This is a genomic window from Kribbella sp. NPDC004536, from assembly GCF_042873835.1.
Lineage (GTDB): Bacteria > Actinomycetota > Actinomycetes > Propionibacteriales > Kribbellaceae > Kribbella.
In genome coordinates this window covers 2,344,925-2,369,801 of sequence record NZ_JBIALY010000001.1, presented here as the reverse complement: position 1 = coordinate 2,369,801, position 24,877 = coordinate 2,344,925, and the positions used below count along the sequence as shown (strand labels likewise).

Here is a 24,877-nt window from a genome sequence, read left to right as displayed (position 1 = left end):
ATCGGCGGTCGGGGCACGCGCACTGCGGGCTGCCGCGCCGCGAGGGCGATTGTGATGGCCTGGCGATCCGGGGCTGGTGCTGGGCCGGCCACCTGACGGGTCCAGCACCAGCCGGCTCAGGCGGTCGCCTCCTGCAGCACAGGTGTACGGCCGGCCGGGCGGGGCAGGCCGTAGTGGTCGCGCAGTGTCGTGCCGGTGTACTCGGTCCGGAAGAGGCCGCGGGCCTGCAGGATCGGGATGACCTCGTCGACGAACGTGGTGAGCCCGGACGGGAGCACCGGCGGCATCACGTTGAAGCCGTCGGCCGCGCCCGCCTCGAACCAGTGCTGGATCGCGTCCGCGACCTGCTCCGGCGTACCGGTGAACGTCCGGTGCCCGCGTCCGCCGCCGAGCCGGCCGATCAGCTCGCGGACAGTCAGCTGCTCCCGCCGCGCCAGCGTCACGATCAGCGTGTACCGGCTCTTCGCGCCCTCGATCTCGTCCTCGTCCGGCAGGTCGGCCGGCAACTGCTGGTCGAACGGCAGGTCCTCGGGCGACAGCCGCAGCGTCTTCGCGAGCTGCAGTCGCGCGTACTCAGGCTGGATCAGCGAATCCAGCCGATGCTCCAGCCGCTCCGCCTCCTCGACCGTGGACCCGATCACCGGCACGATCCCGGGCAGGATCTTCACCTCGTCCGCGTCCCGCCCGAGCGCTACCGCACGCGCTTTGAGGTCCTGGTAGAAGTCCTGCGCGTCCTCCAGCGTCTGCTGCGCGGTGAACACCGCCTCGGCGTACCGCGCCGCCAGGCCCTTGCCGTCCTCGGAGGAACCGGCCTGCACGATCAGCGGATGCCCCTGGGGAGACCGTGGGACGTTGAGCGGTCCGCGGACCTGGAAGTGCCGTCCGACGTGTTCGATCGGTACGACACGCTCCTGCACCGCCCACACGCCCGACTGCTTGTCGGCGATCGCCGCGTCGTCCTGCCACGAGTCCCACAGCTTGTACGCGACCTCGAGGAACTCCGCCGCCCGGTCGTACCGCTCCGCGTGCGCCGGCTGGTCGGTGAGGTTGAAGTTCAGCGCCGCCTCCGGACCGGCCGTGGTGACGACGTTCCACCCGGCCCGCCCACCGCTCACGTGGTCGACGCTGGCGAACCGCCGGGCCAGGTTGTACGGGTCGTTGTACGTCGTGGACGCGGTTGCGATCAGCCCGATCCGCGAGGTCACGCCGGCCAGCGCGGTCAGCAGTACGGTCGGCTCGAGCGAACCGGCCGGCCGCCGCCCGACGTTCCCGAACAGCACCGGCGAGTCGGCGAAGAACACCGAGTCGAAAAGGCCTCGCTCGGCCTCCAAAGCCAGCTTCTGGTAGTGCGCCACCGAGGTGTTCGCGAACGGATCGCTCTCCGGCAGCCGCCAGGACGCCTCATGGTGTCCGGTGCTCATCAGGAACGCGTTCAAGTGCAGCTGCCTGCTCATACCGAAACTCCCAAAGCGTCGAGAAGCCGCGAACGGACCGCGGCGAATCCTGGATCGGCCGCACTCCGCGGCGCACTCAGTTCGATGATCTCGGTGGCGACGATCCGGCCGGCGTCGAGCACGATCACCCGGTCGGCCAGCACGATCGCCTCGTCGACGTCGTGTGTCACCAGCAGTACGGCGGGCTGGTGCGCGGCGCACAGCTTCCGCAGAAGCACGTGCATCTTCAACCGGGTCAGCGCGTCCAGCGCCCCGAACGGCTCGTCCGCGAGCAACAGTTCCGGCTCGCGGACCAGCGACCGCGCCAACGCGAGCCGCTGCTGCTCACCACCGGACAGCTCGTTCGGCCAGGCCTTCTCCCGGCCGGCCAGCCCTACTTCTTCCAGGCTCTTCCGCCCGCGGTCCTCGGCCGAGCCCAGCCCGAGCACGACGTTGTCGAGAACCCTTGCCCACGGCAATAACCTGGAGTCCTGGAAGACGACGGACACGTTCTGCGGCACTGCGATCTCGCCGGAGCCCTCGACGTCGTAGTCCAGGCCGGCGAGCGCGCGCAGCAACGTGCTCTTCCCGGAGCCGCTCTTCCCGAGCAGCGCCACGAACTCGCCGGGCGCGATGTCCAGGTCCAGCCCGTCCAGTACGGCGCGATCGTCGTACCGGCGGACCAGCTCGCGGACCTGGACGGTTACGAGGCCAACGTTCGACGCCATGAGAGCGCCCTCCTCTGGATCAGGCGGACGACCCCGTCGGAGAGCAGGCCGAGGACGCCGTACACGACCAGGCCGACGATGATGATGTCTGTCTGCCCGTACGTGCGGGCCAGCTCCATCATGTAGCCGATGCCGCTGGTGGAGTTGATCTGCTCGACGACGACCAGCGACAGCCAGGCCCCGGTGACCGCGAACCGCAGCCCGAGCAGGAACCCGGGCAGTGCGCCCGGGAGTACGACGCGCCGGATGAACTGCCACTGCGACAACCCGACGGTCTGCGCGAGTTCGACGTACCGGCTGTCGATCGTGCGCAGGCCGTTGTGCGTGTGGATGTAGATCGGTACGAACACCCCGAGCAGGATGGTGACGACCTTCATCGACTCGCCGATGCCGAGCCAGAGGATCAGCAGCGGCAGCAGCGCCAGCGACGGGATCGCGCGCTTGATCTGGATCGGCCCGTCGAGGACTGCCTCGCCGAGGCGGGACAGGCCGGAGACCAGCGCGAGTACGACTCCCAGCACGATGCCGAACGCGAGGCCGAGCAGGGCGCGCTGGGCGGAGGTCCACAGGTTCGACTGCAGACGACCGTCCGAGATGAGTTCGCCGGCCGTGCTGACCACGGTCCACGGCGCGGACAGGATCCGTTGGTCGATCCAACCAGCGGCCGAGCCGACGCTCCAGATCACCAGCAAGAGCACCGGTCCGATTGCGGCACCGAACCTGATCGGCTTCCCCGGTCCGAGCCGGCGGCGCCGTACGACGGGACTCGCGGCAGCCCGGGTCCGCAGCCCGGGCAGCGTGGTCGCACTCATTTGGCACCCGCCTTGATCGCGTCGGCGGCGACGGTCTGGAACCGCAGGTCGTACAGGTCCTTCGCCTGGATCACCGGGTTGCCGGTCTCCTTCGCGAGCAGTTCGATGGTCTGCTGCTGACGCTCGATCGCGTCGCTCCAGTCGGCCGGGATGTCCGGGTGGCCGGCGTTGTCGACCAGCCACTGGCCGTCGGCCGCGCTGAGGCCCTGGTCCTTGACGTAGTACCCCTCGATCCACTCCTTGGGGTGCTTGTCGATCCAGATCTGGGCCACGCCCCAGGCGGCGACGTACGCGCGGATCGCGGCCGCCTTCGCCGGGTCCTCCAGCGACTCGACCGGACCGTACAGGTGACCGGCGTCGTCGCGCAGACCGTGGTCGATCGTGGTCGCGCCGTCCTTGCCGTACTTGGCCAGGTACCGCTTGATCTGTACGCCGCCGATCGGGGCGACGTCGACCTGCTTGCCGGCGAGGGCCTGTACGTAGACGTCACCGGTGCTGGGGATCTCGATCAGCTTGACGTCGTCCTTGGTCAGCCCGGCCTTCTTCAGCACCTTCAGGATCAGCGCACCCTGCGCCTGACCGGGGCTGTACGCGATCTTCTTGCCGCGCAGGTCGGCGAGCGTCTTCACCAACACCCCGGGCGCGATGCCGAGCTTGTAGATCGGGTGGTTGATCGGGTCCTGCCGGAACTTGGAGGCGACGATCCGCACGTGCAGACCGGTCCAGGTCGCGTTGATCGGCGGGATCTCGGCGACCGAGCCGAGGTCGAGCGCGTGCGCCCGGAACGCCTCGGTGGTCTGCGGGCCACCGCTCAGGTTCGCGAACTGTACGTACTGCGAGACCTTGTCGTACTGGCCCGAGAGCTTCAGCGCGACCTCGGTGGTGGGATCGCCGACGACGATCTTGGTGCCGGCCGGCACCGTGGTCGGGAGCGCGGCATCGAGCGAAAGCTTCGCGGCGCCATCGGCGTCGGCCTTGCCGCTGCAGCCGGTCACTGCGACGGCCAGGAGGGCAAGGACTGTGATGAGACGTTTATTGGACATGGTGGGCTTTCGCGTAGTTGCCGTCGTGGTAGAGCAACGAGTCGTGCTCACGACGTTCGGTGTGGGTGGCGAGACGGGCGACGACCAGGTAGTGGTCGCCGACGGCGAAGCGGTGTTCGACCTGGGCACGCAGGAAGCTCGGCGCATCGTCGAGCGCGGGCTCCCCGGTGGCCAGCCGGGACCAACGGGTCGGCGCGGCGAACCGGTCGATCCCGCTGGTCGCGAACCGGCCGGCGATCGCGTGCTGGTCGGCGGACAGGAAGTTGATCACCAGGCTGTTCGCCGTACTGACGGTCGGCCAGCTGGACGCGCTGGTGGCGATCGCGAACGAGACCAGCGGCGGCAGCAGGCTGACCGAGACCAGTGAGGTCGCGGTGAACCCGACCGGGCCGTGGCCGGCGTCCGCGGTGATCACCACGACGCCGGCGGCGTGGCGACGGAACACGGACTTGTAGACGTCGGCGTCCACAATCCGCTCCTCGGAACGGTCAGGGACCACGGACAGGGCAGGACGATGCAAGGCGGGAACGGACATGTCTCTCCCTTGAGAAGGAAGTACGAGGCGAGAATGGGGAAGCGCGTCACCGACAGGTGGCGCTCGCCGTCCGCAGCAGATCGATGACGCGACGGCGGGTGAGGTGTGTCGTCGTCATGTCAGCTATCTTCGCATCAATGTCTATCGGCTAACTAGACAATCTCGTGATCCGGACTCACACGCCTGACCGGGCATGCGTTCTACTTACGTGATGACTACGGGGCTGCCACCGTTCCAGGCGCTGGTCGACGCGCACTGGCGGGACGTGGCGCGGCTGGCCCGCGCGATGGCCGGTCAGGACGGCGACGACGTCGCGCAGCGCGCCTGGGAGAAGGCGTACGCGGCGTACCCGACGCTGAAGTCGGCGAAGAACCTGCGCAGCTGGCTGCTGACCATCACCGCCCGGTGCGCGACCGACGTCCACCGGGCGCGGAAACCGCAACGCCCACTGGAGGACGCGCCGCCGGTCGCGGTCGACGGGCCGGAGGCCGCCGACTGGCCGGACCCGGACCTCTGGCAGGCGGTGAACGAACTACCGGAGCGGCAACGCTTCGCGATCACGCTGAAATACGTCGGCGACCTGGACCACCACGGCGTGGCCGCCGCCCTGGACACCACGCCCGCCGCGTCGCGCCGGCTCGTCAGCGACGCGCTGGCGGCCCTGCGGACGAAACTCGGAGTACACGATGACTGATCTCGAGAGCCGGCTGACCCGGCTGAACACCACCCCCGACCTGAAACCACCCGTCTTCCCCGACGCCGACGTCGCCTACACGCTGCACGACACGCCGATCGGCACGTTGCTGCTCGCGGTCGCGCGCGGGAAGGTCGTCGCCAGCTCGTTCGGCGACGAGGAGACGATGACGAACCGGCTCGCCCGTGCGGTGTCGCCGCGCGTACTGCGGCTGGCTCGCCCGCTGGACGACGTACGCCGGCAACTCGACGAGTACCTCGCCGGACGCCGGCACACGTTCGACCTGGACGTCGATCTCGTGCTGGCGTCACCGTTCCAGCGGCTGGTCCTCGAGGACCTGCCGGCGCACACCAGCTACGGGCGGACGATCACGTACGGCGCTGTTGCCGTCGGCATCGACAAGCCGAAGGCGGCCCGCGCGGTCGGCACCGCGCTGGGCGCGAACCCGGTCTGCGTCGTACTGCCGTGCCACCGGGTGATCGGCGCGAACGGCGCCCTCACCGGATATGCCGGCGGCCTGGATGCAAAGCGTTTTCTCTTGAATCTGGAAGCAAAAAGCTGACGTTCCGGAATTGTCCGGAACGGATTTAGACTGAATGGACAAAGGAGCAGATCCCCAGTGTGGAGTGGGGATCTGCTTCTTTACGTGTCAGCTAGTTTGCGGGGGCGTGGATCTCCAGGATGAGTCGGCGGCGGCCGCCCCACTCGCGTTTGTAGACCTTGTAGTCGGCGATTCCGGCAGCCGCGCAGAGCCGGCCGTAGCTGATCTCGTCGTGGATGAAGTGCACGCTGCTGCGGTTGTCGTCGTGCTCGGTGGTGACGATCCGGTGCTCCGGTCCCTGGCGCATCCCGTTCGCGATCTCGGCTGCGGTCGCCGGTCCCCAGACCGGGCCTTCGATGACCGCGATCCCGCCCGGCTTCAGCACCCGGGAGATCTCGCAGATCGTGGAGATCTGCTCGTCCTCGGCGAACAGTTCGTGGAACGCCGTCCACAGGCAGATCACCGCGTCGAACGAGTCCCACTTGTACGGCAGGTCGGTCATCGAACCGATCGCCCAGTCGATCGCGAGCTCCTCCTCGGCGGCCTGCGCCCGACCGGCCTCGATCAGGTTCGGCGAGATGTCCAGCGCGCGGACGACCTTGCCGCCGCGGCGCAGCGGCAGCGCGACCCGGCCGTACCCGCAGCACAGGTCCAGTACGGACTCGCGGCCGACCAGCAGCTCCTCGACCGCCTTGACGATCGCCGTGTCCCGCTCGGGAGTGGTTCGCGCGGCCAGGCCGTCGGCCCCCAACTCCGCATATTCGGCCCGGCTACGCAGTGCGGAATTCAGCATGCCGCCAGTATTCCGTTGCCGCCGGGTCAGTTGTCCAGCGGCTGGCGCCGTACCCGGCCGAGGAGTACCGCGGCGAGCATCGAGACCACGATCGAGGTGTACGTCGCGCCGAGCCATCCCGGGACCGCGTGGTGGTTGAAGAGGGACTGCTGGATCTTGGTCCAGAACGGGGACCAGCCCGCGACGGTACCGGGGTTCACCAACTGGTACGCGACGAAGCCGATCAGCCACGCGACGGTCGGCTGCCAGCGGAACTTCGCCGTGTCGGACACGTCCCACTTCATCTTGCAGACCACGAAGAAGTCCGCGATCGCGACCGCGAACAACGGGATGAAGACCGAGCCGATGAGGTACAGGAACTGCGTGTAGTTGCCCAGGTCAATAAACATCGCGATGCCGGTGGCAACGACCCCGATCGCCACCGAGATCCACCGGCGGTCGATGTGACCGACGAGATTGTGCAGGGACATCGTCGTCGAGTAGACGTTCGCGTACGCCTCGTCGACCTCGTCGACCAGCAGTACGAACAGCGCGATCGCGCCGGCCGGCAGCGTGACGAGCGCGGTGATCACGTCGTCGGTGTTCGTCTGCAGGGTCGCCACCGCGACCACACCGAGTGCGTAGTAGATGATCGCGGCCAGACCATAGCCGAGCGAGGAGCCCGCGAAGGCAGCCTTGTTCGTCCGCGAGTGCCGCGTGTAGTCGGCGGCCAACGGCGCGAACGAGACGACCCCGGCGGCAGCCAGGTCGACCGCCGGCCAGAAGCCGTACACGCTGTCCTGCGGCAGCGCGTGCGCCGGCTTGCTGAGCACCTGGACGAACAGGTATGCCGAAGCGATCAGTACCAGCCAGACCATGAACTTGCGGAGCAGCCGGACGCTGCCCAGCGGCCGGACCGCCATCGTCGTGGCGATCGCACCCGCGAGGAGTACGAACAGCCAACGCCACTTCTCACTCGTCACCGCGACGGCGGCCTGCGAGATGACGATGATCTCCATCGTCGCCCAGCCGATGTTCTGCGCGATGTTCAGTACGGTCGGCGCCATCGATCCGCGGCGTCCGAACAGCCCGCGCAGCGCGGCCATCGCCGGCGCACCGGTCTGCGAACCGAACACGGCGGAGCCGCCGAGCACCAGCGCACCGAGGCCGCAGCCGACGACCACCGCGAGCAACCCCTGCCACAGGGAGCCGGTATAGGCCGCGACCAGCGCGCCGGTCACCGGGCCGAAGAGCGAGATGCCGAAGTTTCCCCACAGCGTGAACTGGGTCAGGAACCCGAGCGTCCGCGGCGCGTCCGTGGTGAGGACGAGCGGCGCCTCGGCCTTGCTTTCAGGACGTACAGCTGTATCGGTCATGAGTGAGCCCACTCCCTACGCCGGCATTACCCGGTCAGGTTCAGGCGGTCGGCGACCCAGCTGTCGCCCTCTCAGCCCGCGCTTCTCGGTGCGAGCTCCCGCATAGGTTTGTGCTGAAGAGCTTAACGCGTCAGCTGCTTTCGGGCAGCGCGGCGGCTCGTTCTATGAGAGCGGCCAGCTCCGGGCCGTTCGTCACGTTCGGCATGTGCGACCCGGTGTCCAGGGTCCGTGCCTCACCGTGACCGAGCTCCGCGAGGTGCTCCAGCCACTCGGCCGTACACATCAGGTCGTACCTGCCGCGGACCAGGACGACCGGGGCCTTGACCTGGGACATGACCGCGGCCAGGTCGTGCTGCCGGGACGCCTCTCCGGCCCGGGCGATCGTCGGCAGCGTCGTCCGGGCGTACTGCGGGCTGATCCGGACCAGCTTCGGTACGTCCGGGATGGCCGACCCGACGAGCCGCACGGCCCGGTCGATCCAGCTCGACATCCGTACGTCGCCGGTCGGCGCGGCCAGGACGAGGGCGTGTACGAGCTCCGGGTAGCGGATCGCGGTCTCCACGACGATCTGACAGCTCGCGGAGTGACCGACGAGGACGGCGCGTTCGCGGATCTTCTCCGCCAGTGCGACCGCGAGCGCACGGGGGTGCAGGTCCTCGCGAGCGCCCGCGGGTTCGCCGTACCCGGGGAGAGTGACCACGTGGTACTTCGTCACGAGGTGCTCGGCTGTCCGTGCGTACGACTCCGGGCCGAGGCCCAGACCGGGTACGAGGACGACTGGTGCGCTCACTCCCAGGGCGCCTTGGCCGGCGGTGCCTTGACGACCGGGTTCGGTACGTCGGGCTTCAGTTCGCGGTACCCGAGGAAGAAGCCGACGGCGACGAGCAGCAGGCCGAAACCACCCCAGCCGTACGCCGTGGGCAGCCGGTACACCGTTCCGTCGTTGCCGCCGAGGCCTGTGGACAGCACCATGACCAGCCAGACCAGGATCGGGATCGCGGACACCGCGACCAGACCCAGCCCGACCAGCTCGGCAGGACCGGGGTTGCGACCGACCTTGCGGCGGGCCAGTACGTCCCGGAGCCACATCACCAGCGCGCCGGCGCCGACGACCACCAGCATCAGCTGGCCGATGGCGTCCAGTACGTCGGTGCGGAGCGGGTGGTTGAGGGGTGAGCCCGGTGCCTGCGAGATCTCCCGGAGCGCGACTCGCTGGACGGTCAGTACGAGCAAGCCGTAGATGGTCGCGATGAACGTCGCCAGCCCGACCACACGGGACGCACGGGGGTCACGTGGCGCCTCCCGGCCGTACGTCGGCAGCTCATGCGACTCCGGGGTGGCCGGCGTACCGAACGGGGTGCCGGGGCGGTAGACCGGAGGCTGGTGGTACGCCGGGTTCGTCTGCACCGGCGGCTGCTGGCCACCGTAGGGCTGGGGCTGCGCGTACGGGAACTGTTCCGGCGGCGCCTGCTGACCGCTCGCGTAGTTGCCACCGCCGTACGGCGCGGGCGGAGCGTAGTGGTGCTCCTCGCCGGGCGGCGGCTGCTTGTCGGGGTCCTCGTCCCGGCCGTACGTCGGGAAGTCCTGTGACGACATCTGCTGCTCCTCCCGTCGTACCCAGTTTCTCAGGTGGCCTTGACCGTCGGCCAGGCGTTCGGCAGGCAGCCGGCCAGACCCTTGGTCTGCTGCATCATCACCGGCGCGGGGGTCTTCGGCGCCGTACACGTCGAGTGACCGTGGCCGAGCGCGTGCCCGACCTCGTGGTTGACCAGGTAGCTGCGGTACAGGTCGACGTTGCCGTTGTACGCCGGGATCGCGTAGATCCAGCGCTTCGCGTTCAGTACGACCCGGTCCTCGACGCGGCAGGAAACCTCACCGCCGGTGTCGAGCGGGAGGCAGAGCTTGTCGGTCAATGTCGGCGTGGCCAGGATGATCCGCAGGTCCGCGTCCGGCTTGTCGGTCCGCTCGAAGCTGACCGGATGCAGCGCCTGCCAGCCCCGCGGATCGGTCAACGTCTTGTGGATCGCCGCCGCGACCGCGGCACCGTTCACGGTGACACCCTGCTCGATCTCCACGCGGTAGGTCAGCTTGTCGCGGACCCCGTTCGCCTTACTGAACCCAGGCACCACGGCGAGCTTCCCGGTCGACACGAGCACGTTCGGCTTCGCGCCCTTGGGCTTCCGCGTCAAGCTCGGCGCCGGCCGCAACGGGGTGGTGAACTTCTGCGTCGGCGTAGGCACCGGCGTCGGAGTCACCGACACCACGGGCTCTTCGTCCGCCACATCGTTGACCCCCGCAACCGCCTGCGCCGCAAGGCTGCTGCGATGAGCCACGTCCGGATGCGCCACCACCACAGTCGCCGCCACCGCAAGCAAGGTCACCACAACCCACTGCCCGCGATAACCCTTCCGCCGACTGTGCCGCCCACGCGCACCCATCTGCTGGCCACGCCGCCGGGAGGTCATGACACTCGACCCTACCGACCCCAGCCACCCCACGAAACCCCGGTTGCGTTAAGCCGTTCTGGTGCGGAGGAATTTTCCGAAGTGGGGGACGGTGAAGGCTACGGTGCCTCGTTCGGCGGAGAAGACCAGGCCTTTCTTGATCAGGCCGTCGCGCGCGGGGGACAGGGACTGGGGTTTGCGGTTGAGGGTGCTGGCTACTTCGGAGGTGGGGACGGAGCCGTCGTCCACGCCGATGCCCAGCTCGGCCATGGCGCGCATGTACTCGCGTTCGGCGGGGGTGGCTCGTTCGTAGCGGGAGCCGAAGAAGCCCACGGTGAGTTCGGCGGAGGCCTCCGGGGCGGCTACGGCGACGTCCTTGATGGTGATCGGTGAGGTCGGCGCGTGGTCCCAGGTGGAGTGGGCGAAGGCCTGGACGAAGTACGGGTAGCCGTCGGTCTGCGCGTACAGCTCGTCCAGGGCCTCCTCGTCGTACTGCACTCCTTCGCTCTCGGCCGGGATCAGCAGCGCGCGGTCACACGCGTCCCGCGCCAGGCGGTCCACGCGGATGTAGCGGAACAGCCGCTCCGAGTACGACTTGCTGGCGGACAGTACGGCCGGCAGGTGCGGCAGACCGGCGCCGACGACGACAAGCGGCGCGCTCTGCTGGGAGATCTCGTGGCAGGCAGCGCACAGCGCGGACAGGTCGTCCGTGCTGATGTCCTGCATCTCGTCGATGAACAAGCCGACCCCGACGGTCAGGTCGCCGGCCAGGTCGGCCGCGTCGGTGAACAGCTCGATCAGGTCCATCTCCAGGTCACCGGAGTCGGCCCGGCCCTTCGCAGCGGCCACGTCCACCGGCGGGTGCCAGCGGATCCCTTTCCGGTCGTTGGCCGCCGTACGCAGCGCGAACGCCTTCAGGACGGCGCTGAACTGGTCGACCTTCTCGTCGTCGCGGTGCCGGTGGCCGAGCTCGCGCATCGCGGTGTGCAGCGCCTGCGCGATCGGCAGCCGGATGCTCTGGTCCGGCCGGGCCTCGATCTTCCCGGTGCCCCACGCGCGTTTGATCGCCTGGGACCGCAGGGTGTTCAGCAGCACCGTCTTGCCAACGCCCCGGAGTCCGCTGAGCACCAGGCTCCGCTCCGGTCTGCCTGCAGCGACACGTTCGAGTACCACGTCGAACTGCCGCACCTCGGTGTCGCGTCCGGCCAGCTCAGGCGGCCGCTGACCGGCGCCGGGCGCATAGGGATTCCGGATCGGATCCATGCTTTCACTGTATGAGCCCGTCTAGCGTTTTCCGTAGATTGACCGATCAAGGACCAGAGCGTGTCGCTGGGGGTGTCTACGGCTTTCTAGTGAAATGACTAGAAAGCCGTAGACACCACGAGCGAGGCCAGGACCACTATGGTTCCGCCATGGTGGAGTGGGCTCCGCAAGCAGGGGCGTTGTACGAGCGGGTGCATCAGCAGTACGTCGGTGGTGCGCGCAAGCTCGAGGCACTGATCAACGAGCTGATCGGCGAAGAGGAAGGCATCAACTACCTCACGGCGACCGCCCGGGCGAAGGACCCGGAGTCGTTCCTGGTGAAGGCCTCGAAACCGCACCCGGACGATCCGGCCCGGCCGAAGTACGACGACCCGCTGAACCAGATCACCGACCTGGTCGCGGCCCGGGTGATCACGTTCCTGGTCGAGGCGGTGGACCGGGTCTGCGAGGTGATCGAGGCCGAGTTCGAGATCGTCGAGCACACCGACATGGGCGCGCACACCCGCGCACAGGGCGTCTTCGGGTACGCCAGCAAGCACTACCTGGTCCGGCTGAACGAGCACCGCCGCGAGCTCCCGGAGTACGCCGTGCTGAAGAACCTGGTGATGGAGATCCAGGTCCGGACGGCGGTCCAGCACGCGTGGGCGGAGTTCGAGCACGACATCCGGTACAAGCTCGACATCCCGCCGGACCGGAAACCGGAGTTCGACCGGCGGTTCCTGCTCGCGGCCGCGTTGATGGAGCTGGCAGACAACGAGTTCACCGAGATCGACCGCCTGTACCGCGAGTTGGCCGCGACCGCGTCCGACAGGGCGCCACTCGACCTCACCACGGCGACGCTGACGACGTACCTGAACCGCCGCTACCCGGACGCGCCGCACGCCAAGACGACGCACTACGCATGGATCCTGGGCATCCTGCATCGCCTGGGCGTCACCACGGAGGAGCAGCTCACCGAGCTCCTCACAGGCATCGACAGCGAAGCAGTACAAGCCGCCATGACCCATCGGGCTCCCGCCGGCACCGTGCGCCGCCTGGACGACGACCTACTCGCCGCGAAGGGCCCGGCGTACCTGGAACTGTTCCCGGACGAAGACCGCCGCCAGAAGATCCTCAAGGGCCGCCTGAAAGCCCTGACCCGGGCCGGCCTCACCACATCCTGACGAACTCTTGTCAGCACGCTCCCTGCGGCGATACTGAGCTCAGGGGGGAGTACAGCTATGGATTCGTCGTCTTCAGGCCTGAGTGATTCGGCCAAGTTGATCGCGTTCACGTTCATCACGGTGGTGATCTGCCTGCCGCTGGTCGGCTACATGGTGCTGAGCTGGCTTCCGCTGAAGGTGAACGCCACCGCGACCAAATTCACGGGGCGGTACTGGGCGTGGCATCTGGCCCACGTGACGGGGAAGGTACTGGCCTCGCAGCGGTACACCGAGACGACCACGACGACCGAGTACCCCGCGTACCCGGGCTACGGTCCCGGGACAGTCACGAGGAGGACCGACGTCTACGACACGCTGTTGCTGCGTCTCCCCGACAACCGGCAGTGGAACGTCGAGGTCGTGAACTTCGACGTCACCGCGTGGCCCGGCCAGGTGGCGACCTTCTGGACCGCGCACAAGGGTCGCAAGCGGTTCACGTTCGCGGTGCTGAACCACTCCACCAACCAGCAGGGCGTGAACGACCAGAAGGTCTTCGAGATCATGTTCTCGCAGACCCTCCAGATCCTCTTCGTGTTCTACCTGTTCGGCATTGCCGTGCCGATCGCGTTCCTGTCCGTGTTCGGCGGGCGCGGGGTTCCGTTCCTGCTGTGGTTCGTCCTGCTCGTCCTGTTCGTCGTCGGCCAGCGACGAGTTCGCCGCAAGTTCAACAAGCGCGGCGTGGCAACCCTCTGGCAACACAGCCGACCCGAAGCGCAACCACTCATGTATCAATAGCTATGCCGGAAACACCCCCAGGACGTCGAAGATCGTCTGGTCCACTGTGTTGCCGTTGCGGTCCGTGGCCTCGACGTGCAGCGAGATCGTCTTCGTCCCACGCGGCGGAACGAGCAGCGCCTGGTAGACGCTCCGCAGATTGACTCCAGCGACTGCCGCCCAGGTCTTGCCGCCGTCGTAGCTGACTGTCACCCTCACCGACCGGTACGACGCCGGCGCCTGCTGACCGGCTGTGCGTTCGTAGTACGGCTTGATCTGCAAGGGCACCACGGGACCGCGCACTCTGTTGGAGCTGTCTGTCGGCGCGGAGTAACGCAGGTACAGCAACTGCTGTGGCGCACACGCGAGATCGGTCTGTTCGGCCCACGCCTGGTAGCACGTCGTGTTGCCGAGGTTCGACGTATCGACATGTGCGGAGTTGAACGTCCACTCGGAGTGCTGCCTGGCGCTGTACTTGTACAGGTCGTACCGCGCCATCGGTCCAGTGGTCAGGTCCGTGTCGAGCACCAGTTTGTACCGGCGTGCGGTCGCCGGCAGGTCGAACGAGGGCAGTGCACCGCCGTACAGAGTGCCCGGGATCTCCTGCCCGTCGGCGTACAGCTTTGCCTGGGCACCGAGCAGTCTGAGCGATGCGACGACGAGCGGATCGGGGTTCGCGTACTGCGGGACCACGACCAGCCGGTCTCCGTCCCGGCAGGCGAAGCAGAAGCCCATGTGGGTGAGATTCGTCGCGGTAGGCGGTACGTCGGACGGCCCGATTCCGCGCGGCGCGCCGAGCCACCGTTCGTCCGGCATCCGGCCCGGCCGCAGGATCGTCCGCCGCTCCTCGAGCGACGCCAGGTCGTACTCGGTGCCGGCCGACCTGATCCATTGCACGTCCGGACCAACCGGCCAGAACAGCTCCTCTCTGGTCTGCGGGACCTTGTTGAAGTACGTCTCCCACGTGAACAGCGTCGGCTCCATCTCCTTGCTGAACCGAGCACCGACCTGCGCCTTGGCACCGCGAGTCTCCGGATGCCACTCCGGTGTGTAGCTGCTCCGGATCCGCGCCATGTCGCGGTCGTGGACCCGGAAGTCCAACGACGCCGGAACCTGCGCGAACGGATGCACCACGTGGTAGACGAGTGGCGAGTCCGGCGTACCGGTGAGCGTGACTGTCACCGGACCGCGGGCGAGTACCGCACGCAGCCGCGCACCCTCGAGCTTGTCGATGCCGGCGATCGGCAGGACGTCGCTGTCCACCAACTGTGGATACAGCTCGCACTCGCCGGACTCCTGCAGGATACCGACGGCCCCGGCGGCCTTGAGCGCGGCGATGTCGTCGACGTTCAACGTGCAGTCGTAGCCGCCGTTGCCCCAGGTGAAGGACATCAGCACGAGCTTGCCGCGGACACTGCTCAGCTCGGCCGGCTCCAGCGTTGCGCCGACGTCCACCAGGGGAAGCTTCTTCCAGACGCCGTCGAAGCGGGAGTTGCCGGTGCCGTAGTAGTCCGGGTAGTTCGGGATCAGTGACAGCCCTCTGCCGTTGTGGGAGTCCACCGTCAGCTGGACCCGGGGCAGACCGCGCGTCGAGGTCAGGTTGACCACGAACCTGCCCGTGCCGACGGGCTTCGTCGGTGACATCAGCAGCTCACCGTCGGCGTACTGGGACAGTGTGTCCACGAGGACCAGTCCCCAGTCACCGGCGACCGGGTCCCGTCGCTGCGTGACACCGCCACTGAGTGGCTGTGTCGGAGTGTCTGTGCGGACCCGGTACGGGACAGCGTCCTTGTCGTCGAACGTCAGGTGCAAAGGACTCTGGACATCGACCTCGGGATCGGACATCAGCACGTGCTCGAGCCGCTGCGACGGCTGCAACCTGTCGTGCCGTACGGCGATCCAGTAGCGGCCCGGCACCAGCTCCAGCGTGAGCGTGGCGCTCATCCGGTCCGGAGCGATCCGCGCGTACACGTCCTGCTTCGTCACCGTCTTGTCGTCGACGTTGTACGCCACGATGTTCGCGCCCATCATCATCGGCGCACCGGACACCACGTCGATCTGGACCGGGAAGGTCTTCCGCGCCTTCCGCACCGCGATCGGAGTCCGCACCTGTACGCCGTCAGCACTCGCCACGACCGCACCGGAGGCGAAGCCCGTCGCCAACGCACCCGCGTGCAACGTCAGCTCCACGGTGGCCGTCCCGTGTGCAGGTACGACGACCTGTCCTGGCACTGACACCGCGGTGGAACCGTGGAGCGAGCTGCTCAGGCTCAAGGTCACGTCACTCGCGCTGTCGTTGCGATAGCTGACCGGCCGGACCAGATCGCCCTGCTCGGAGTCCGGGACGCGCCCGTAGTCGATGCCGGCGGTCGTGGCCACCACTTGCTGGCTGACGGCCCGGGCGACATCGACCCGTCCGGCACCCTGCTCGAAGACGGAGTACCCGTCGTCCTTGCTCGTGCTCATCAGCGCGGCCTTGAGCTGGTCCGCCTTCCAATCCGGATGCTCCTGCGCGAGGATCGCGGCCGCGCCGGTCACGTGCGGCGTGGCCATCGACGTACCGTCGGCCGCGGTGTAGTAGTCGTCGACCGGGGAGCCCATCGAGGTTCCGGCCGCGCGGGCGGCGACGATGGCGGAGCCCGGACCGGCGATGTCGGGCTTGCTCACGTGGTCCGGGTACAGCAGCGGGCCACGGCTGGAGTAGTAGGCCAGCTTGTCGCTCTTGTCGACGGCGGCGACCGTCAACGCGGACCGGGCCGTGCCGGGGCTGCTGATCGTCGACGCGCCGTACTGCCCATTGTTGCCTGCGGCAATGACGAACAGCGCACCGGACGACTGTGTCAGGCGATCCACGGCCAGGACCCCGGCGTCCTGCGACTCGTCGCCGGCGGCGTCACCACCAAGGCTCAGGTTGATCACCCTGGCGCCTTGTGCGACCGCCCACTCCATCCCGGCGATGATGTCGGACTCCTCACCGGTGCCGGTGTGGTCCAGCACCTTGCCGACCATCAGGTCGACGCCCGGTGCAACGCCCTTGTACCGGCCACCGGACGCGGCGCCGGAGCCCGTGATGATCGAGGCGACGTGCGTGCCGTGGCCGAAGCCGTCGGAGAGATCTGGGTCCCTGGTGAAGTTCTTCGACGCGGTGACACGGCCCTTCAGATCCGGATGGTTGGCGTCGATGCCGGTGTCCAGGACGGCAACCTTCACACCGCGACCGTCGTACCCCGCCGCCCACGCCTGCGGTGCGCCGATCATCGGCACGCTCTGGTCGAGCGTGGCGTGCACCTTCCGGTTCAGCCAGACCCGGGCGACGCTCCGGCCGAAGGCGGCCCGCTGGTTGGTGCCCTCGCTGATCGCGGCCCAGAACGCGCCCGCCTGCGTCTTGGGGACGTCGGCCGCGGTGGCGTGCAGACTGGTCAACTGAGTCGTCGGAGCGACTCCCGGAACCGCGTCCGCCTGGCTGCGGAGCTTCGTGACCGGTACCGCCGACGAGAGCTGGGTGATCACCGGAAGCTCATCGGTCGCTTCGTCGGCGTATCCGTTGGCGACCAGGTAGCCGATGTCGAAGAGGCTCTCGTCGAGCGCACCGGAGGCGATGAACGGAGCCGCGTCCTCGGGTACGACGACCTGCCGGTCCTTCGACTCGGTCAGCCGCAGGACCGGCCGGAACCCGTTGGACCGTACCGCGGGCTGCATCGAGACCTGGGTGACGCCGTCCGGTGCAGGTGTCAGCGTGATCTTGTCACCGGTGATCAGCGTGACAGTGGTCGGGCTGGTGACCCGCGGCAGGCTGGTGGTGGTCGGCACAGAGGCCTGCTCGGGTCGTGTGGCCTGAGCATCGGCGGCCGACAGCACAACCGCTACGAGGGCCGTACCAAGCAGGGCTGACAGGACTGAGCGAGCTGGGCGGGACATGGCGGCTCCTGAATGGCGGGGTGCTAGGAGCGTCACCGAGGCGATTCACGGGTGTAAAGGCATCCGCAGGACCTGTCTAGGCCATTGACCGGTATCAGACATAGCCTGAGCCCGTGCTGGAGAGCCTTGGCATCGACCCCGCGCAGGAAGAGCTGTACGAACAGGTCCTGACCGACCCCGGCCGCACCGCCGCGGAACTCGCCGGCACTCCGGCCCGGCGGCACGCTCTCGAGCAGCTGGTCGCGCGCGGGCTGCTGCGCTGCGTGGACGGGCAGCACACCGCCGTACCACCCGAGCTCGCGTTGCAGCGCCTGCTCGACGAGCGCCGCGCCGACCTCGACCGCACGGCGGCACGCGTCCGCGAACTCGAGCGCCTGCACCGGGCCTCACCCGGGGCGGCCCGGCAGACGCCGGTGGAACTCGTGCCGGGTGACCAGGCACCCGAGTACGCACTGGCGCTGCACGCTGCCACGCAGTACGAGCTGCGTGCCTTCGAGACGCCGCCGTACGGCAAGCGGATCGTCCCTGCTGACACCGTGCCGGTCACCACCGCCATTCACCGCGGGGTCAGGCACCGCATCGTGTACAGCCGCGACGCTGTCGACGAGCAGGGGCTGGAGACACTGCGGACGACCCTCGCGGTCGGGGAACAGGCCAGGGTCGTCGGCGACGTACCGGTCCGGCTGGCCATCTTCGACGACCAGGCCGCGACGATGCCGGTGACCACCGGACGCCCGGTGACCGAGGGACTGTTGGTGATCCGGCCGAGTTCGCTGCTGGACAGTCTGATCGCACTGTTCGAGCAGGTGTGGGCCGGAGCACTCCCGTTGCACCTGGAGCCTGCCACGGTCACCGATCCGGACGACGACCGGACCCTGATCGCGCTGCTCGCATCCGGCATGGGAGACCAGGCGATCGCCCGGGAACTCGGCATCAGCCTGCGGACCGTCGGACGGCGGGTCCGGCGGGTGCAGAGCAGTCTGAACGCCGCGACCCGCTTCCAGGCCGGAGTGGCGGTCGGGCTGAGCCGGTCCCGGGTCGGGTGACCGGACCGCAAAACGGTTTGACGGACTGTCGGCAGGGCCGCCTAGGCTTGATCCATTCGCCTGGTCAGGCCTCCTTTTCCACCCCTCTATGCCTCATTGCGAGACGTCATGTCGTTGCGCCTCATTCCGTTCGCCGATCCGGGTGTGCCCGATACCCGGTCCGGCCTCCGACTCATCCTCTGGCTGGAACACCAGCAGCTCCGCGGGCAGGCCCTGGCGGTCTTCTGGGGACTGGTGTACTTCGGTGGCATCGCCGCCGCTCCGGTCGCGGTCGGGCTCGCCGTGCAGGCGGCCATCGACCTGTCCTGGCCCAAGCTGATCCTGTCCGGCGGGCTGCTGCTCGTCTTCGGCGCGGCCAAGGCCGGCGCCGACTCGTACTTCCACAAGGCCGTCGTGACCAACTGGATCTGCACCGCGTCGCGCCTGCAGCAGTTGCTGTTCCGCAAGGCGGCCGAGCTCGGTTCACTACTCACCCGCCGGATCGCCGCCGGTGAGGTGGTCCAGGTGAGCAGCGGCGACGTCGAGAAGATCGGCTGGTTCGTCGAGGTGGTCGGCCGGTTCGTGGCCGCGCTGCTGACCTGCTTCGCGGTCGTGATCGGCCTGCTGCTGTACGAACCGCGGCTCGGCCTGGTGGTCGCGATCGCCGTACCGGTGCTCGCGTTCTCGATCGTCCCGCTGATGGGTCCTGCGGAACGCCGCGCGGACGAGCAGCGGGCCAAGGGCGGCCGGGCCACCGAGCTCGCCGCCGACACCGTGGCCGGTCTGCGCGTGCTGCGTGGCATCGGCGGTGAGCAGCTCTTCCTGGAGCGCTACCGCGACGCCTCCCAGCAGTACCGCAGCAGCGCCGTGCGCAGTGCACGGATGTGGTCGCTGATCGCGGCGCTGCAGGTGCTGCTGTTCGGCCTGTTCCTGGTGCTCGTGGTCTGGATGGGTGTCCGGCTGGTGACGTCCGGCCGCATCTCGGTCGGCGAGCTGGTCACCACGTACGGCTTCATCACGTTCATGCTGGTGCCGCTGCACACGTTCGAGGAGACAGCGAGCGCGTTCATCTTCTCGAAGGTGTCGGCGCGCCGGGCCGCGCGGGTGCTGTCGCTGAAGCGCACCGACGAGACCAAGGCCGCCGGCGAGGCACAGCTGCCGGAGGGTGACCTGCTCGACCCGGTCACCGGACTGCACGTGCCGTCCGGGAGCTTCACCGCGGTCGTCAGCGGCAACCCTGACGCGGGCGGTCTGCTGGCCGACCGCCTGGGCGGTCACAGCCCGAGCAGTACCGACGAGGCGTCCGTGCTGCTCGACGGTGTCGCGCTGGATGACCTCCCGCTGGAGTCGGCGCGCACGGTTGTGCTGGTGCAGGACAAGGACCCCGTGCTGCTGTCGGGGACAGTGCGCGAGCTGTTCGACGTACCGGCCAGTGGTGCGGTCTCTCCGGAGACCGCGCTCGACGCGGCGCAGTGCGAGGACATCCTCGACGTACTGCGGCAGACCCTGCCCGCAGGTGAGTCCGACGCGATGAATGCGGTGCTGACCGAGCGCGGCAGGTCTCTGTCCGGTGGCCAGCGTCAGCGGGTCGCACTGGCACGGTCGTTGTACGTCGACCCGCAGGTGCTCGTGCTGGACGAGCCAACCAGTGCGGTGGACGCGCACACCGAGGCGCGCATCGCGGACGGTCTACGACTGCTGCGGCACGGCCGGACCACCGTGGTGTTCACGTCGAGCCCGCTGATGCTGGACCGCGCCGAGCGAGTGGTGTTCGTACCGGACGGCCACGTGGCCGCCGTTGGTACGCACCACGAGCTGCTGCACGCCAACGCGCAGTACCGCGCTGTCGTGACCCGTGAAGAAGAAGCAACGTTCGAGGAGTCCTTGTGAAGCGCCCGGAGTACGACCCGGCAGCCCCGCAGGAAGTAGTGCGGCTGCCGGTAGCGCAAGGTGCGACCGTACGTGCCTACGTCAAGACTCTGTTCCGCCGGCACCGCCGGCAGTTCCTGTGGCTGACCGTGGTGAACACGGTGGCGGCGCTGAGCGGCATGGTCGGCCCGTGGCTGCTCGGCAACGTGGTGCAGAAGCTGTCCGAGGGCCGCACCGACGTCAAGCTGCCGTCTGTCGTGATCGGCTTCGTGATTGCGCTGTTGGTGCAGACCGTGTTCGTCCGGATGACCCGGCTGCGCGGTGCGGTGCTCGGTGAGGAGATGCTCGCGGACCTCCGGGAGGACTTCCTGGTCCGCGCGGTCGGCCTGCCACCGGGTGTACTGGAGCGCGCCGGGACGGGTGACCTGCTGTCCCGGATCACCACGGACATCGACCGGCTGTCGCACGCGATGCGGGACGCCGTACCGCAGCTGACGATCGCGATCATCTGGGCGTCGCTGCTGATCGGCGCGCTGGTCGTCACCGCGCCGGCGCTGGCGATCGCGGTCGTGATCGCGACCCCGATCCTGATCATCGGCGGCCGGTGGTACTTCCGCCGCGCACCATCGGCGTACCGGTCGGAGGCGGCCGGGTACGCCGCGGTCGCGTCGGCGCTGGCCGAGACGGTCGACGCCGGCCGGACCGTCGAGTCGCACCGGCTCGGTGGCCGCCGGATCCAGTTCGGTGACACCCGGATCGGCCAGTGGGTCGCCTGGGAGCGGTACACGCTGTACCTGCGGATGATCCTGTTCCCGGTGATCAACATGACCCACACGGTCGCGCTGGCGGCCGTGCTGGTGATCGGTGGCGGGTTCGCGATCCAGGGCTGGCTCACGGTCGGTGCGCTGACCACGGGCGCGCTCTACATCCAGCAGCTGGTCGAGCCGGTCAACATGATGATCCGCTGGTACGACGAGCTCCAGGTGGCGCAGGTGTCGCTGTCGCGGCTGGTCGGCGTCCGTGAGGTCGAGGAGGCCGCCACCACGAGCGAGGCCGAGCCGGACGGGCGGACCGTACTGGCCGACGACGTCCGCTTCGGGTACCTGGAAGGTCGCGACGTGCTGCACGGCGTGACGCTGACCGTGCAGCCAGGTGCACGGGTTGCGCTTGTCGGACCGTCCGGTGCGGGCAAGTCGACGCTCGGCCGGTTGCTGGCCGGCATCTACTCGCCTCGCGTCGGCGACATCACCCTGGGCGGTGCGGCGCTGGACCGGATGTCCGCGGAGCAGGTGCGCAGTCACGTTGCCCTGGTCAACCAGGAGCACCACGTGTTCGTGGGCAGTGTGCGGGACAACCTGCGGCTGGCGAGACAGGACGCGTCCGACGCGGACCTGTGGGCGGCGCTGCGTTCGGTCGACGCCGACGGCTGGGTCGCCGGGTTCGACGACGGGCTGGACACCGAGGTGGGGTCCGGTGGGGTCTCGCTGACCCCCGCGCAGGCTCAGCAGGTCGCACTGGCCCGGCTGGTGCTGGCTGACCCGCACACGCTGGTCCTGGACGAGGCGACCTCGTTGATGGACCCGCGTGCGGCCCGTCACCTGGAGCGGTCCCTGGCGACCGTCCTGGAGGGCCGGACCGTGGTGGCGATCGCCCACCGGCTGCACACCGCTCACGACGCCGACGTGATCGCCGTGGTCGAGGACGGCAAGATCGTCGAGCTGGGCGGCCACGACGAACTGGTGGACGCGCAGGGTGCGTACGCCGCGCTCTGGCACTCCTGGCACGGCGACCGCTGACGGTGCTGACGGTATGGAGGGCGTCTGACGCCCTCCATACCGTGTGAGGATGGCGTGGTGCTGCTGACAACGCTGTTTTCGCTGCCCACCACCTTGGCCCTCGACATCGACGACGAGGGCCGGATGCTGGTCCTGTACGACGGCACCGGCACCCGCCAGGTCAACGAGGTCGCGCCGGACGGCACATGGCGTGCGCTGACCGATCTCGGCGACACCTGCCGCGGCGCCCGGTTCGTTCCGGGCAGCAGCCGGGTGGTCGTCGAGCACGACACCGGCGGCAACGAACGCGGTCAGCTCTCGATCCTGGACCTCACCGATGACGGCCTGCCGGCGCTGACCCCGCTGGTGCACGACGCGGAGTACATCCACCACCTGGTCGCCGCCCGCGCCGGACGCATTCTGTACACGACGAACCGCCGCAACGGCGTCGACTTCGACCTCGTCACCCGCGACCTGGCCTCCGGTCGCGACACCGTCCTGTACGACGCCGGCGGCTGGGTGATGGCCGTCGACCCGTCGCCGGACGACAAGTGGGTCGTACTTTCGAAGGCCTCCAGCCCTGCGAACTCGATGCAGCTGCTGCTCGTCGACACGTCGAGCCGTACGGTCACCGAGCTGACGCCCGAGGACGCCCACAACGACCAAGGCCCGGTGGCGTGGCTGCCGGACTCGTCCGCGTTCGTGGTGTCCAGTGATGCCGGTCGCGACCGGAAGGCGGTCCGCCGGTACGACGTGGCCGACGCTGCCTGGACCGACGTACTGGTCGACGACGCGCGTGATCTCGCCGCCTGGCCGTCACCGGACGGCGAGCACCAACTGGTCGCCGTCCTCGAGGACGGCGAGGTCGCGCTCACGCTGCACCGGCTGGAGGACGGTACGGCGATCGCGCCGGTCGGTCTGCCCGCCGGCGGGTGCGCCGCGCTGATGATCGCCACGCCGGACCCGATCTGGTCGCCGGACGGGTCGTTCGCGGCGATCACCTACAACTCCCCGATCCAGCCGCCGACGGTGTACCGGTACGTGCCGAACGGCGAGCCGACGCCGATCAGCACGGCCGACGTACCGGCCGAGCTGGAACACCCGGAGAGCCTGCGGGTCCCGTCTTTCGACGGCGAGCAGGTGCCGGTGTTCGTGTTCCACCCGACCGCACCGAATCTCGGCTCGACCGTGGTCCACGTGCACGGCGGCCCGGAAGGCGCCGCGATGCGGATGTGGAGCCCGATCATCTCGGCGCTCGCGGGCGAGGGCCACACGGTCGTCGTACCGAACGTCCGCGGCTCGGCCGGCTACGGGAAGCGCTGGTACTCGCTGGACGACCGGCAGCTGCGGCTGGACTCGGTGCGGGACCTGGCCGCGATCAACGCGTGGCTGCCGACGATCGACGCCGACCCCAAGCGCGCCGCGCTCTGGGGTGGTTCGTATGGCGGGTACATGGTGCTGGCCGGTGTTTCGTTCCAGCCGGGCCTGTGGGCGGCCGGTGTGGACATCGTCGGCATCGCCTCGCTGGTGACGTTCCTGGAGAACACGTCGGACTACCGTCGGGCAATGCGCGAGCGTGAGTACGGGTATCTCGCGACGGACCGCGAGTTCCTGGAGTCCGCGAGCCCGCTCAGCCGGGTCGACGACATCCGCGCGCCGCTGTTCGTCATCCACGGCGCCAACGACCCGCGGGTGCCGCTGTCCGAAGCAGAGCAGATCACGGCGGCGCTGACGAGCCGCGGCGTACCTTGTCAGCTGCTCGTGTACCCGGACGAGGGCCACGGCCTGGCCAAGCTCGACAACCGCCTGGACGCGTACCCGCAGGCGTTCAGTTTCCTGCGAGACCACCTGGCGTAAGGGTCCCGGCGGTCGCGTCGAGCCGTACCGGCAACCCGAGCGGTACGGCGAGGTTCAACGGCTCGTGCCCGATCGCGGCACCCGCCACCATCGGCAGGCCCAACGGCTCGAGCCGCTCGCGGACGACGTCGACCGGATCCTGGGTGCCGCTGAAGTCGCCGACTACGACACCTGTGACCTGGTCGAACCATCCGGCCCGGAGCAGCTGGGTGAGGAGCCGGTCGATTCGGTAGCCGGCCTCGTCGACGTCCTCCAGGACGACAACGCCCGCTGGTGGTGCGTACGTCGGCGTACCGACGCTTGCCGCCAGCATCGCGACGTTGCCGCCACGCAGCCTGCCCTCCGCAACTCCGTCGACCACAGTGCGGGCACCGCTCAGCAGGTCTGTGACGGTCTCCGGCTCGAACAGCAACGCCCGGAGTCGCTCTCGGCCCTCCTCCACGGCCAGCTGCTCTACGGCCGCGGCCATCGGCCCGTGGAGTGTCACGAGACCACGTGCGTTCAACGGCTCGTGCAATGCGGTGATGTCGCTGAACCCGAGGAACCACTTCGGTACGGCGACCAGCTCGTCGAAGTCGACGTACTCGATCATCCGCTGCACGCCGTACCCACCGCGCGCACAGAACACCGCGGCGTACCGCGGGTCGAGCCATGCGTTCCGCAGGTCCTGGGCGCGCGCCTTGTCGTCGGCGGCGAGGTACCGCAGCCGCTCGTGCCCGGCCAGAACCGACGGCATCACGTCGACCTCAAGACCCCAGGACCGTACGTGCTCCACGCCAACCGCCAGCCGCGCGGCATCCACGCGCCCCGACGGCGCCACCACAGCGACCCGGTCTCCACTCCGCAGCCGCTGCGGCAGTACCACGTCATTCACGC

22 protein-coding genes and 1 riboswitch are annotated in these 24,877 nt (G+C 68.7%); of the genes, 8 read left to right on the top strand and 14 right to left on the bottom strand.

Annotated features, from left to right (window positions below):
- Positions 1-116 precede the first annotated feature (116 nt).
- Genes ACFYRU_RS11780 through ACFYRU_RS11755 form a run of 6 tightly spaced genes read right to left on the bottom strand, consistent with a single transcriptional unit; the run spans position 117 to position 4,669 of the window.
- Positions 117-1,454 (bottom strand): LLM class flavin-dependent oxidoreductase, encoded by a 1,338-nt coding sequence (locus ACFYRU_RS11780; RefSeq protein ID WP_387656357.1) that lies wholly within the window; start codon positions 1,452-1,454, stop codon positions 117-119.
- Positions 1,451-2,161 carry an ABC transporter ATP-binding protein gene (locus ACFYRU_RS11775; protein ID WP_387656354.1) on the bottom strand — a complete coding sequence of 237 codons (711 nt, stop codon included), beginning with the start codon at positions 2,159-2,161 and terminating at the stop codon, positions 1,451-1,453. The genes ACFYRU_RS11780 and ACFYRU_RS11775 overlap by 4 nt, the downstream gene beginning before the upstream one ends.
- Positions 2,137-2,973, bottom strand: coding sequence for an ABC transporter permease (locus tag ACFYRU_RS11770; protein WP_387656351.1), 837 nt, complete (start codon positions 2,971-2,973; stop codon positions 2,137-2,139). The genes ACFYRU_RS11775 and ACFYRU_RS11770 overlap by 25 nt, the downstream gene beginning before the upstream one ends.
- A complete protein-coding gene (locus ACFYRU_RS11765) occupies positions 2,970-4,016 on the bottom strand; it encodes an ABC transporter substrate-binding protein (RefSeq protein ID WP_387656348.1) in 1,047 nt (348 codons plus the stop codon). Before ACFYRU_RS11765 ends, ACFYRU_RS11770 begins: the two co-directional genes overlap by 4 nt.
- Positions 4,006-4,551, bottom strand: coding sequence for a flavin reductase family protein (locus ACFYRU_RS11760; protein ID WP_387656345.1), 546 nt, complete (start codon positions 4,549-4,551; stop codon positions 4,006-4,008). Before ACFYRU_RS11760 ends, ACFYRU_RS11765 begins: the two co-directional genes overlap by 11 nt.
- A gap of 46 nt (positions 4,552-4,597) precedes the next feature.
- A complete protein-coding gene (locus tag ACFYRU_RS11755) occupies positions 4,598-4,669 on the bottom strand; it encodes a putative leader peptide (protein ID WP_350281628.1) in 72 nt (23 codons plus the stop codon).
- Positions 4,670-4,762: 93 nt separating this feature from the next.
- Here ACFYRU_RS11755 and ACFYRU_RS11750 point away from each other — a divergent pair, with 93 nt between their 5' ends.
- Both ACFYRU_RS11750 and ACFYRU_RS11745 read left to right on the top strand, forming a co-directional pair.
- A complete protein-coding gene (locus ACFYRU_RS11750) occupies positions 4,763-5,245 on the top strand; it encodes an RNA polymerase sigma factor (protein WP_387656342.1) in 483 nt (160 codons plus the stop codon).
- Positions 5,238-5,807 (top strand): methylated-DNA--[protein]-cysteine S-methyltransferase, encoded by a 570-nt coding sequence (locus tag ACFYRU_RS11745; protein WP_387656339.1) that lies wholly within the window; start codon positions 5,238-5,240, stop codon positions 5,805-5,807. Before ACFYRU_RS11750 ends, ACFYRU_RS11745 begins: the two co-directional genes overlap by 8 nt.
- A 91-nt stretch (positions 5,808-5,898) precedes the next feature.
- Here ACFYRU_RS11745 and ACFYRU_RS11740 read toward each other — a convergent pair whose 3' ends face one another.
- From ACFYRU_RS11740 to ACFYRU_RS11715, 6 genes are all read right to left on the bottom strand, one after another.
- Positions 5,899-6,579 (bottom strand): class I SAM-dependent methyltransferase, encoded by a 681-nt coding sequence (locus ACFYRU_RS11740; RefSeq protein WP_387656336.1) that lies wholly within the window; start codon positions 6,577-6,579, stop codon positions 5,899-5,901.
- A 26-nt stretch (positions 6,580-6,605) separates the two neighbouring features.
- Positions 6,606-7,934 carry a purine-cytosine permease family protein gene (locus ACFYRU_RS11735; protein ID WP_387656334.1) on the bottom strand — a complete coding sequence of 443 codons (1,329 nt, stop codon included), beginning with the start codon at positions 7,932-7,934 and terminating at the stop codon, positions 6,606-6,608.
- Positions 7,930-8,046, bottom strand: a riboswitch (TPP riboswitch). (Overlaps the previous gene by 5 nt.)
- Positions 8,047-8,064: 18 nt before the next feature.
- The gene (locus tag ACFYRU_RS11730) at positions 8,065-8,724 is read right to left on the bottom strand and encodes an alpha/beta fold hydrolase (protein ID WP_387656332.1); all 660 of its coding nucleotides are present in this window, start codon (positions 8,722-8,724) and stop codon (positions 8,065-8,067) included.
- Entirely contained in the window at positions 8,721-9,530 is an 810-nt protein-coding gene (locus ACFYRU_RS11725; RefSeq protein ID WP_387656329.1) for a hypothetical protein, read from the bottom strand. The genes ACFYRU_RS11730 and ACFYRU_RS11725 overlap by 4 nt, the downstream gene beginning before the upstream one ends.
- 29 nt (positions 9,531-9,559) lie before the next feature.
- Positions 9,560-10,399: a DUF3152 domain-containing protein gene (locus ACFYRU_RS11720; RefSeq protein ID WP_387656326.1), complete on the bottom strand. Its 840-nt coding sequence runs from the start codon at positions 10,397-10,399 to the stop codon at positions 9,560-9,562.
- A 48-nt stretch (positions 10,400-10,447) separates the two neighbouring features.
- Complete coding sequence (locus ACFYRU_RS11715; RefSeq protein WP_387656323.1) at positions 10,448-11,641, bottom strand: ATP-binding protein; 1,194 nt, start codon at positions 11,639-11,641, stop codon at positions 10,448-10,450.
- A 149-nt stretch (positions 11,642-11,790) separates the two neighbouring features.
- Between ACFYRU_RS11715 and ACFYRU_RS11710 the strand changes: the two genes are divergently transcribed.
- Positions 11,791-12,804, top strand: a complete 1,014-nt coding sequence (locus ACFYRU_RS11710) for a GTP pyrophosphokinase family protein (RefSeq protein WP_387656321.1) — start codon at positions 11,791-11,793, stop codon at positions 12,802-12,804.
- 57 nt (positions 12,805-12,861) lie between these two features.
- Entirely contained in the window at positions 12,862-13,578 is a 717-nt protein-coding gene (locus tag ACFYRU_RS11705; RefSeq protein ID WP_387656318.1) for a hypothetical protein, read from the top strand.
- On the opposite strand, the gene ACFYRU_RS11700 is transcribed toward ACFYRU_RS11705, so the two are convergent.
- Entirely contained in the window at positions 13,579-17,367 is a 3,789-nt protein-coding gene (locus tag ACFYRU_RS11700; RefSeq protein WP_387656315.1) for a S8 family serine peptidase, read from the bottom strand.
- Between the two features lie 221 nt (positions 17,368-17,588).
- On the opposite strand from ACFYRU_RS11700, the gene ACFYRU_RS11695 reads away from it, so the two are divergent.
- The 4 genes from ACFYRU_RS11695 (at position 17,589) to ACFYRU_RS11680 (ending at position 24,001) form a co-directional block, all read left to right on the top strand.
- Positions 17,589-18,521: a TrmB family transcriptional regulator gene (locus ACFYRU_RS11695; RefSeq protein WP_387656312.1), complete on the top strand. Its 933-nt coding sequence runs from the start codon at positions 17,589-17,591 to the stop codon at positions 18,519-18,521.
- Between the two features lie 108 nt (positions 18,522-18,629).
- Complete coding sequence (locus ACFYRU_RS11690; RefSeq protein WP_387656309.1) at positions 18,630-20,390, top strand: ABC transporter transmembrane domain-containing protein; 1,761 nt, start codon at positions 18,630-18,632, stop codon at positions 20,388-20,390.
- On the top strand, positions 20,387-22,165 hold the full coding sequence (locus ACFYRU_RS11685; protein ID WP_387656306.1) for an ABC transporter ATP-binding protein: 1,779 nt from the start codon (positions 20,387-20,389) through the stop codon (positions 22,163-22,165). Before ACFYRU_RS11690 ends, ACFYRU_RS11685 begins: the two co-directional genes overlap by 4 nt.
- Positions 22,166-22,222: 57 nt before the next feature.
- Complete coding sequence (locus tag ACFYRU_RS11680) at positions 22,223-24,001, top strand: alpha/beta fold hydrolase (protein WP_387656303.1); 1,779 nt, start codon at positions 22,223-22,225, stop codon at positions 23,999-24,001.
- On the opposite strand, the gene ACFYRU_RS11675 is transcribed toward ACFYRU_RS11680, so the two are convergent.
- Entirely contained in the window at positions 23,973-24,875 is a 903-nt protein-coding gene (locus tag ACFYRU_RS11675; protein ID WP_387656300.1) for an LD-carboxypeptidase, read from the bottom strand. The genes ACFYRU_RS11680 and ACFYRU_RS11675 overlap by 29 nt on opposite strands.
- Between the last annotated feature and the right edge of the window lie 2 nt (positions 24,876-24,877).

Bases quoted from the DNA above. Each gene is read 5' to 3' on its own strand.
- ACFYRU_RS11750 (WP_387656342.1), top strand. From the start codon at position 4,763: ATGACTACGGGGCTGCCACCGTTCCAGGCGCTGGTCGACGCGCACTGG.
- ACFYRU_RS11765 (WP_387656348.1), bottom strand. From the start codon at position 4,016: ATGTCCAATAAACGTCTCATCACAGTCCTTGCCCTCCTGGCCGTCGCA.
- ACFYRU_RS11770 (WP_387656351.1), bottom strand. From the start codon at position 2,973: ATGAGTGCGACCACGCTGCCCGGGCTGCGGACCCGGGCTGCCGCGAGT.
- ACFYRU_RS11740 (WP_387656336.1), bottom strand. From the start codon at position 6,579: ATGCTGAATTCCGCACTGCGTAGCCGGGCCGAATATGCGGAGTTGGGG.
- ACFYRU_RS11725 (WP_387656329.1), bottom strand. From the start codon at position 9,530: ATGTCGTCACAGGACTTCCCGACGTACGGCCGGGACGAGGACCCCGAC.
- ACFYRU_RS11735 (WP_387656334.1), bottom strand. From the start codon at position 7,934: ATGACCGATACAGCTGTACGTCCTGAAAGCAAGGCCGAGGCGCCGCTC.
- ACFYRU_RS11690 (WP_387656309.1), top strand. From the start codon at position 18,630: ATGTCGTTGCGCCTCATTCCGTTCGCCGATCCGGGTGTGCCCGATACC.
- ACFYRU_RS11710 (WP_387656321.1), top strand. From the start codon at position 11,791: ATGGTGGAGTGGGCTCCGCAAGCAGGGGCGTTGTACGAGCGGGTGCAT.
- ACFYRU_RS11720 (WP_387656326.1), bottom strand. From the start codon at position 10,399: ATGACCTCCCGGCGGCGTGGCCAGCAGATGGGTGCGCGTGGGCGGCAC.
- ACFYRU_RS11780 (WP_387656357.1), bottom strand. From the start codon at position 1,454: ATGAGCAGGCAGCTGCACTTGAACGCGTTCCTGATGAGCACCGGACAC.
- ACFYRU_RS11760 (WP_387656345.1), bottom strand. From the start codon at position 4,551: ATGTCCGTTCCCGCCTTGCATCGTCCTGCCCTGTCCGTGGTCCCTGAC.
- ACFYRU_RS11745 (WP_387656339.1), top strand. From the start codon at position 5,238: ATGACTGATCTCGAGAGCCGGCTGACCCGGCTGAACACCACCCCCGAC.
- ACFYRU_RS11705 (WP_387656318.1), top strand. From the start codon at position 12,862: ATGGATTCGTCGTCTTCAGGCCTGAGTGATTCGGCCAAGTTGATCGCG.
- ACFYRU_RS11775 (WP_387656354.1), bottom strand. From the start codon at position 2,161: ATGGCGTCGAACGTTGGCCTCGTAACCGTCCAGGTCCGCGAGCTGGTC.
- ACFYRU_RS11715 (WP_387656323.1), bottom strand. From the start codon at position 11,641: ATGGATCCGATCCGGAATCCCTATGCGCCCGGCGCCGGTCAGCGGCCG.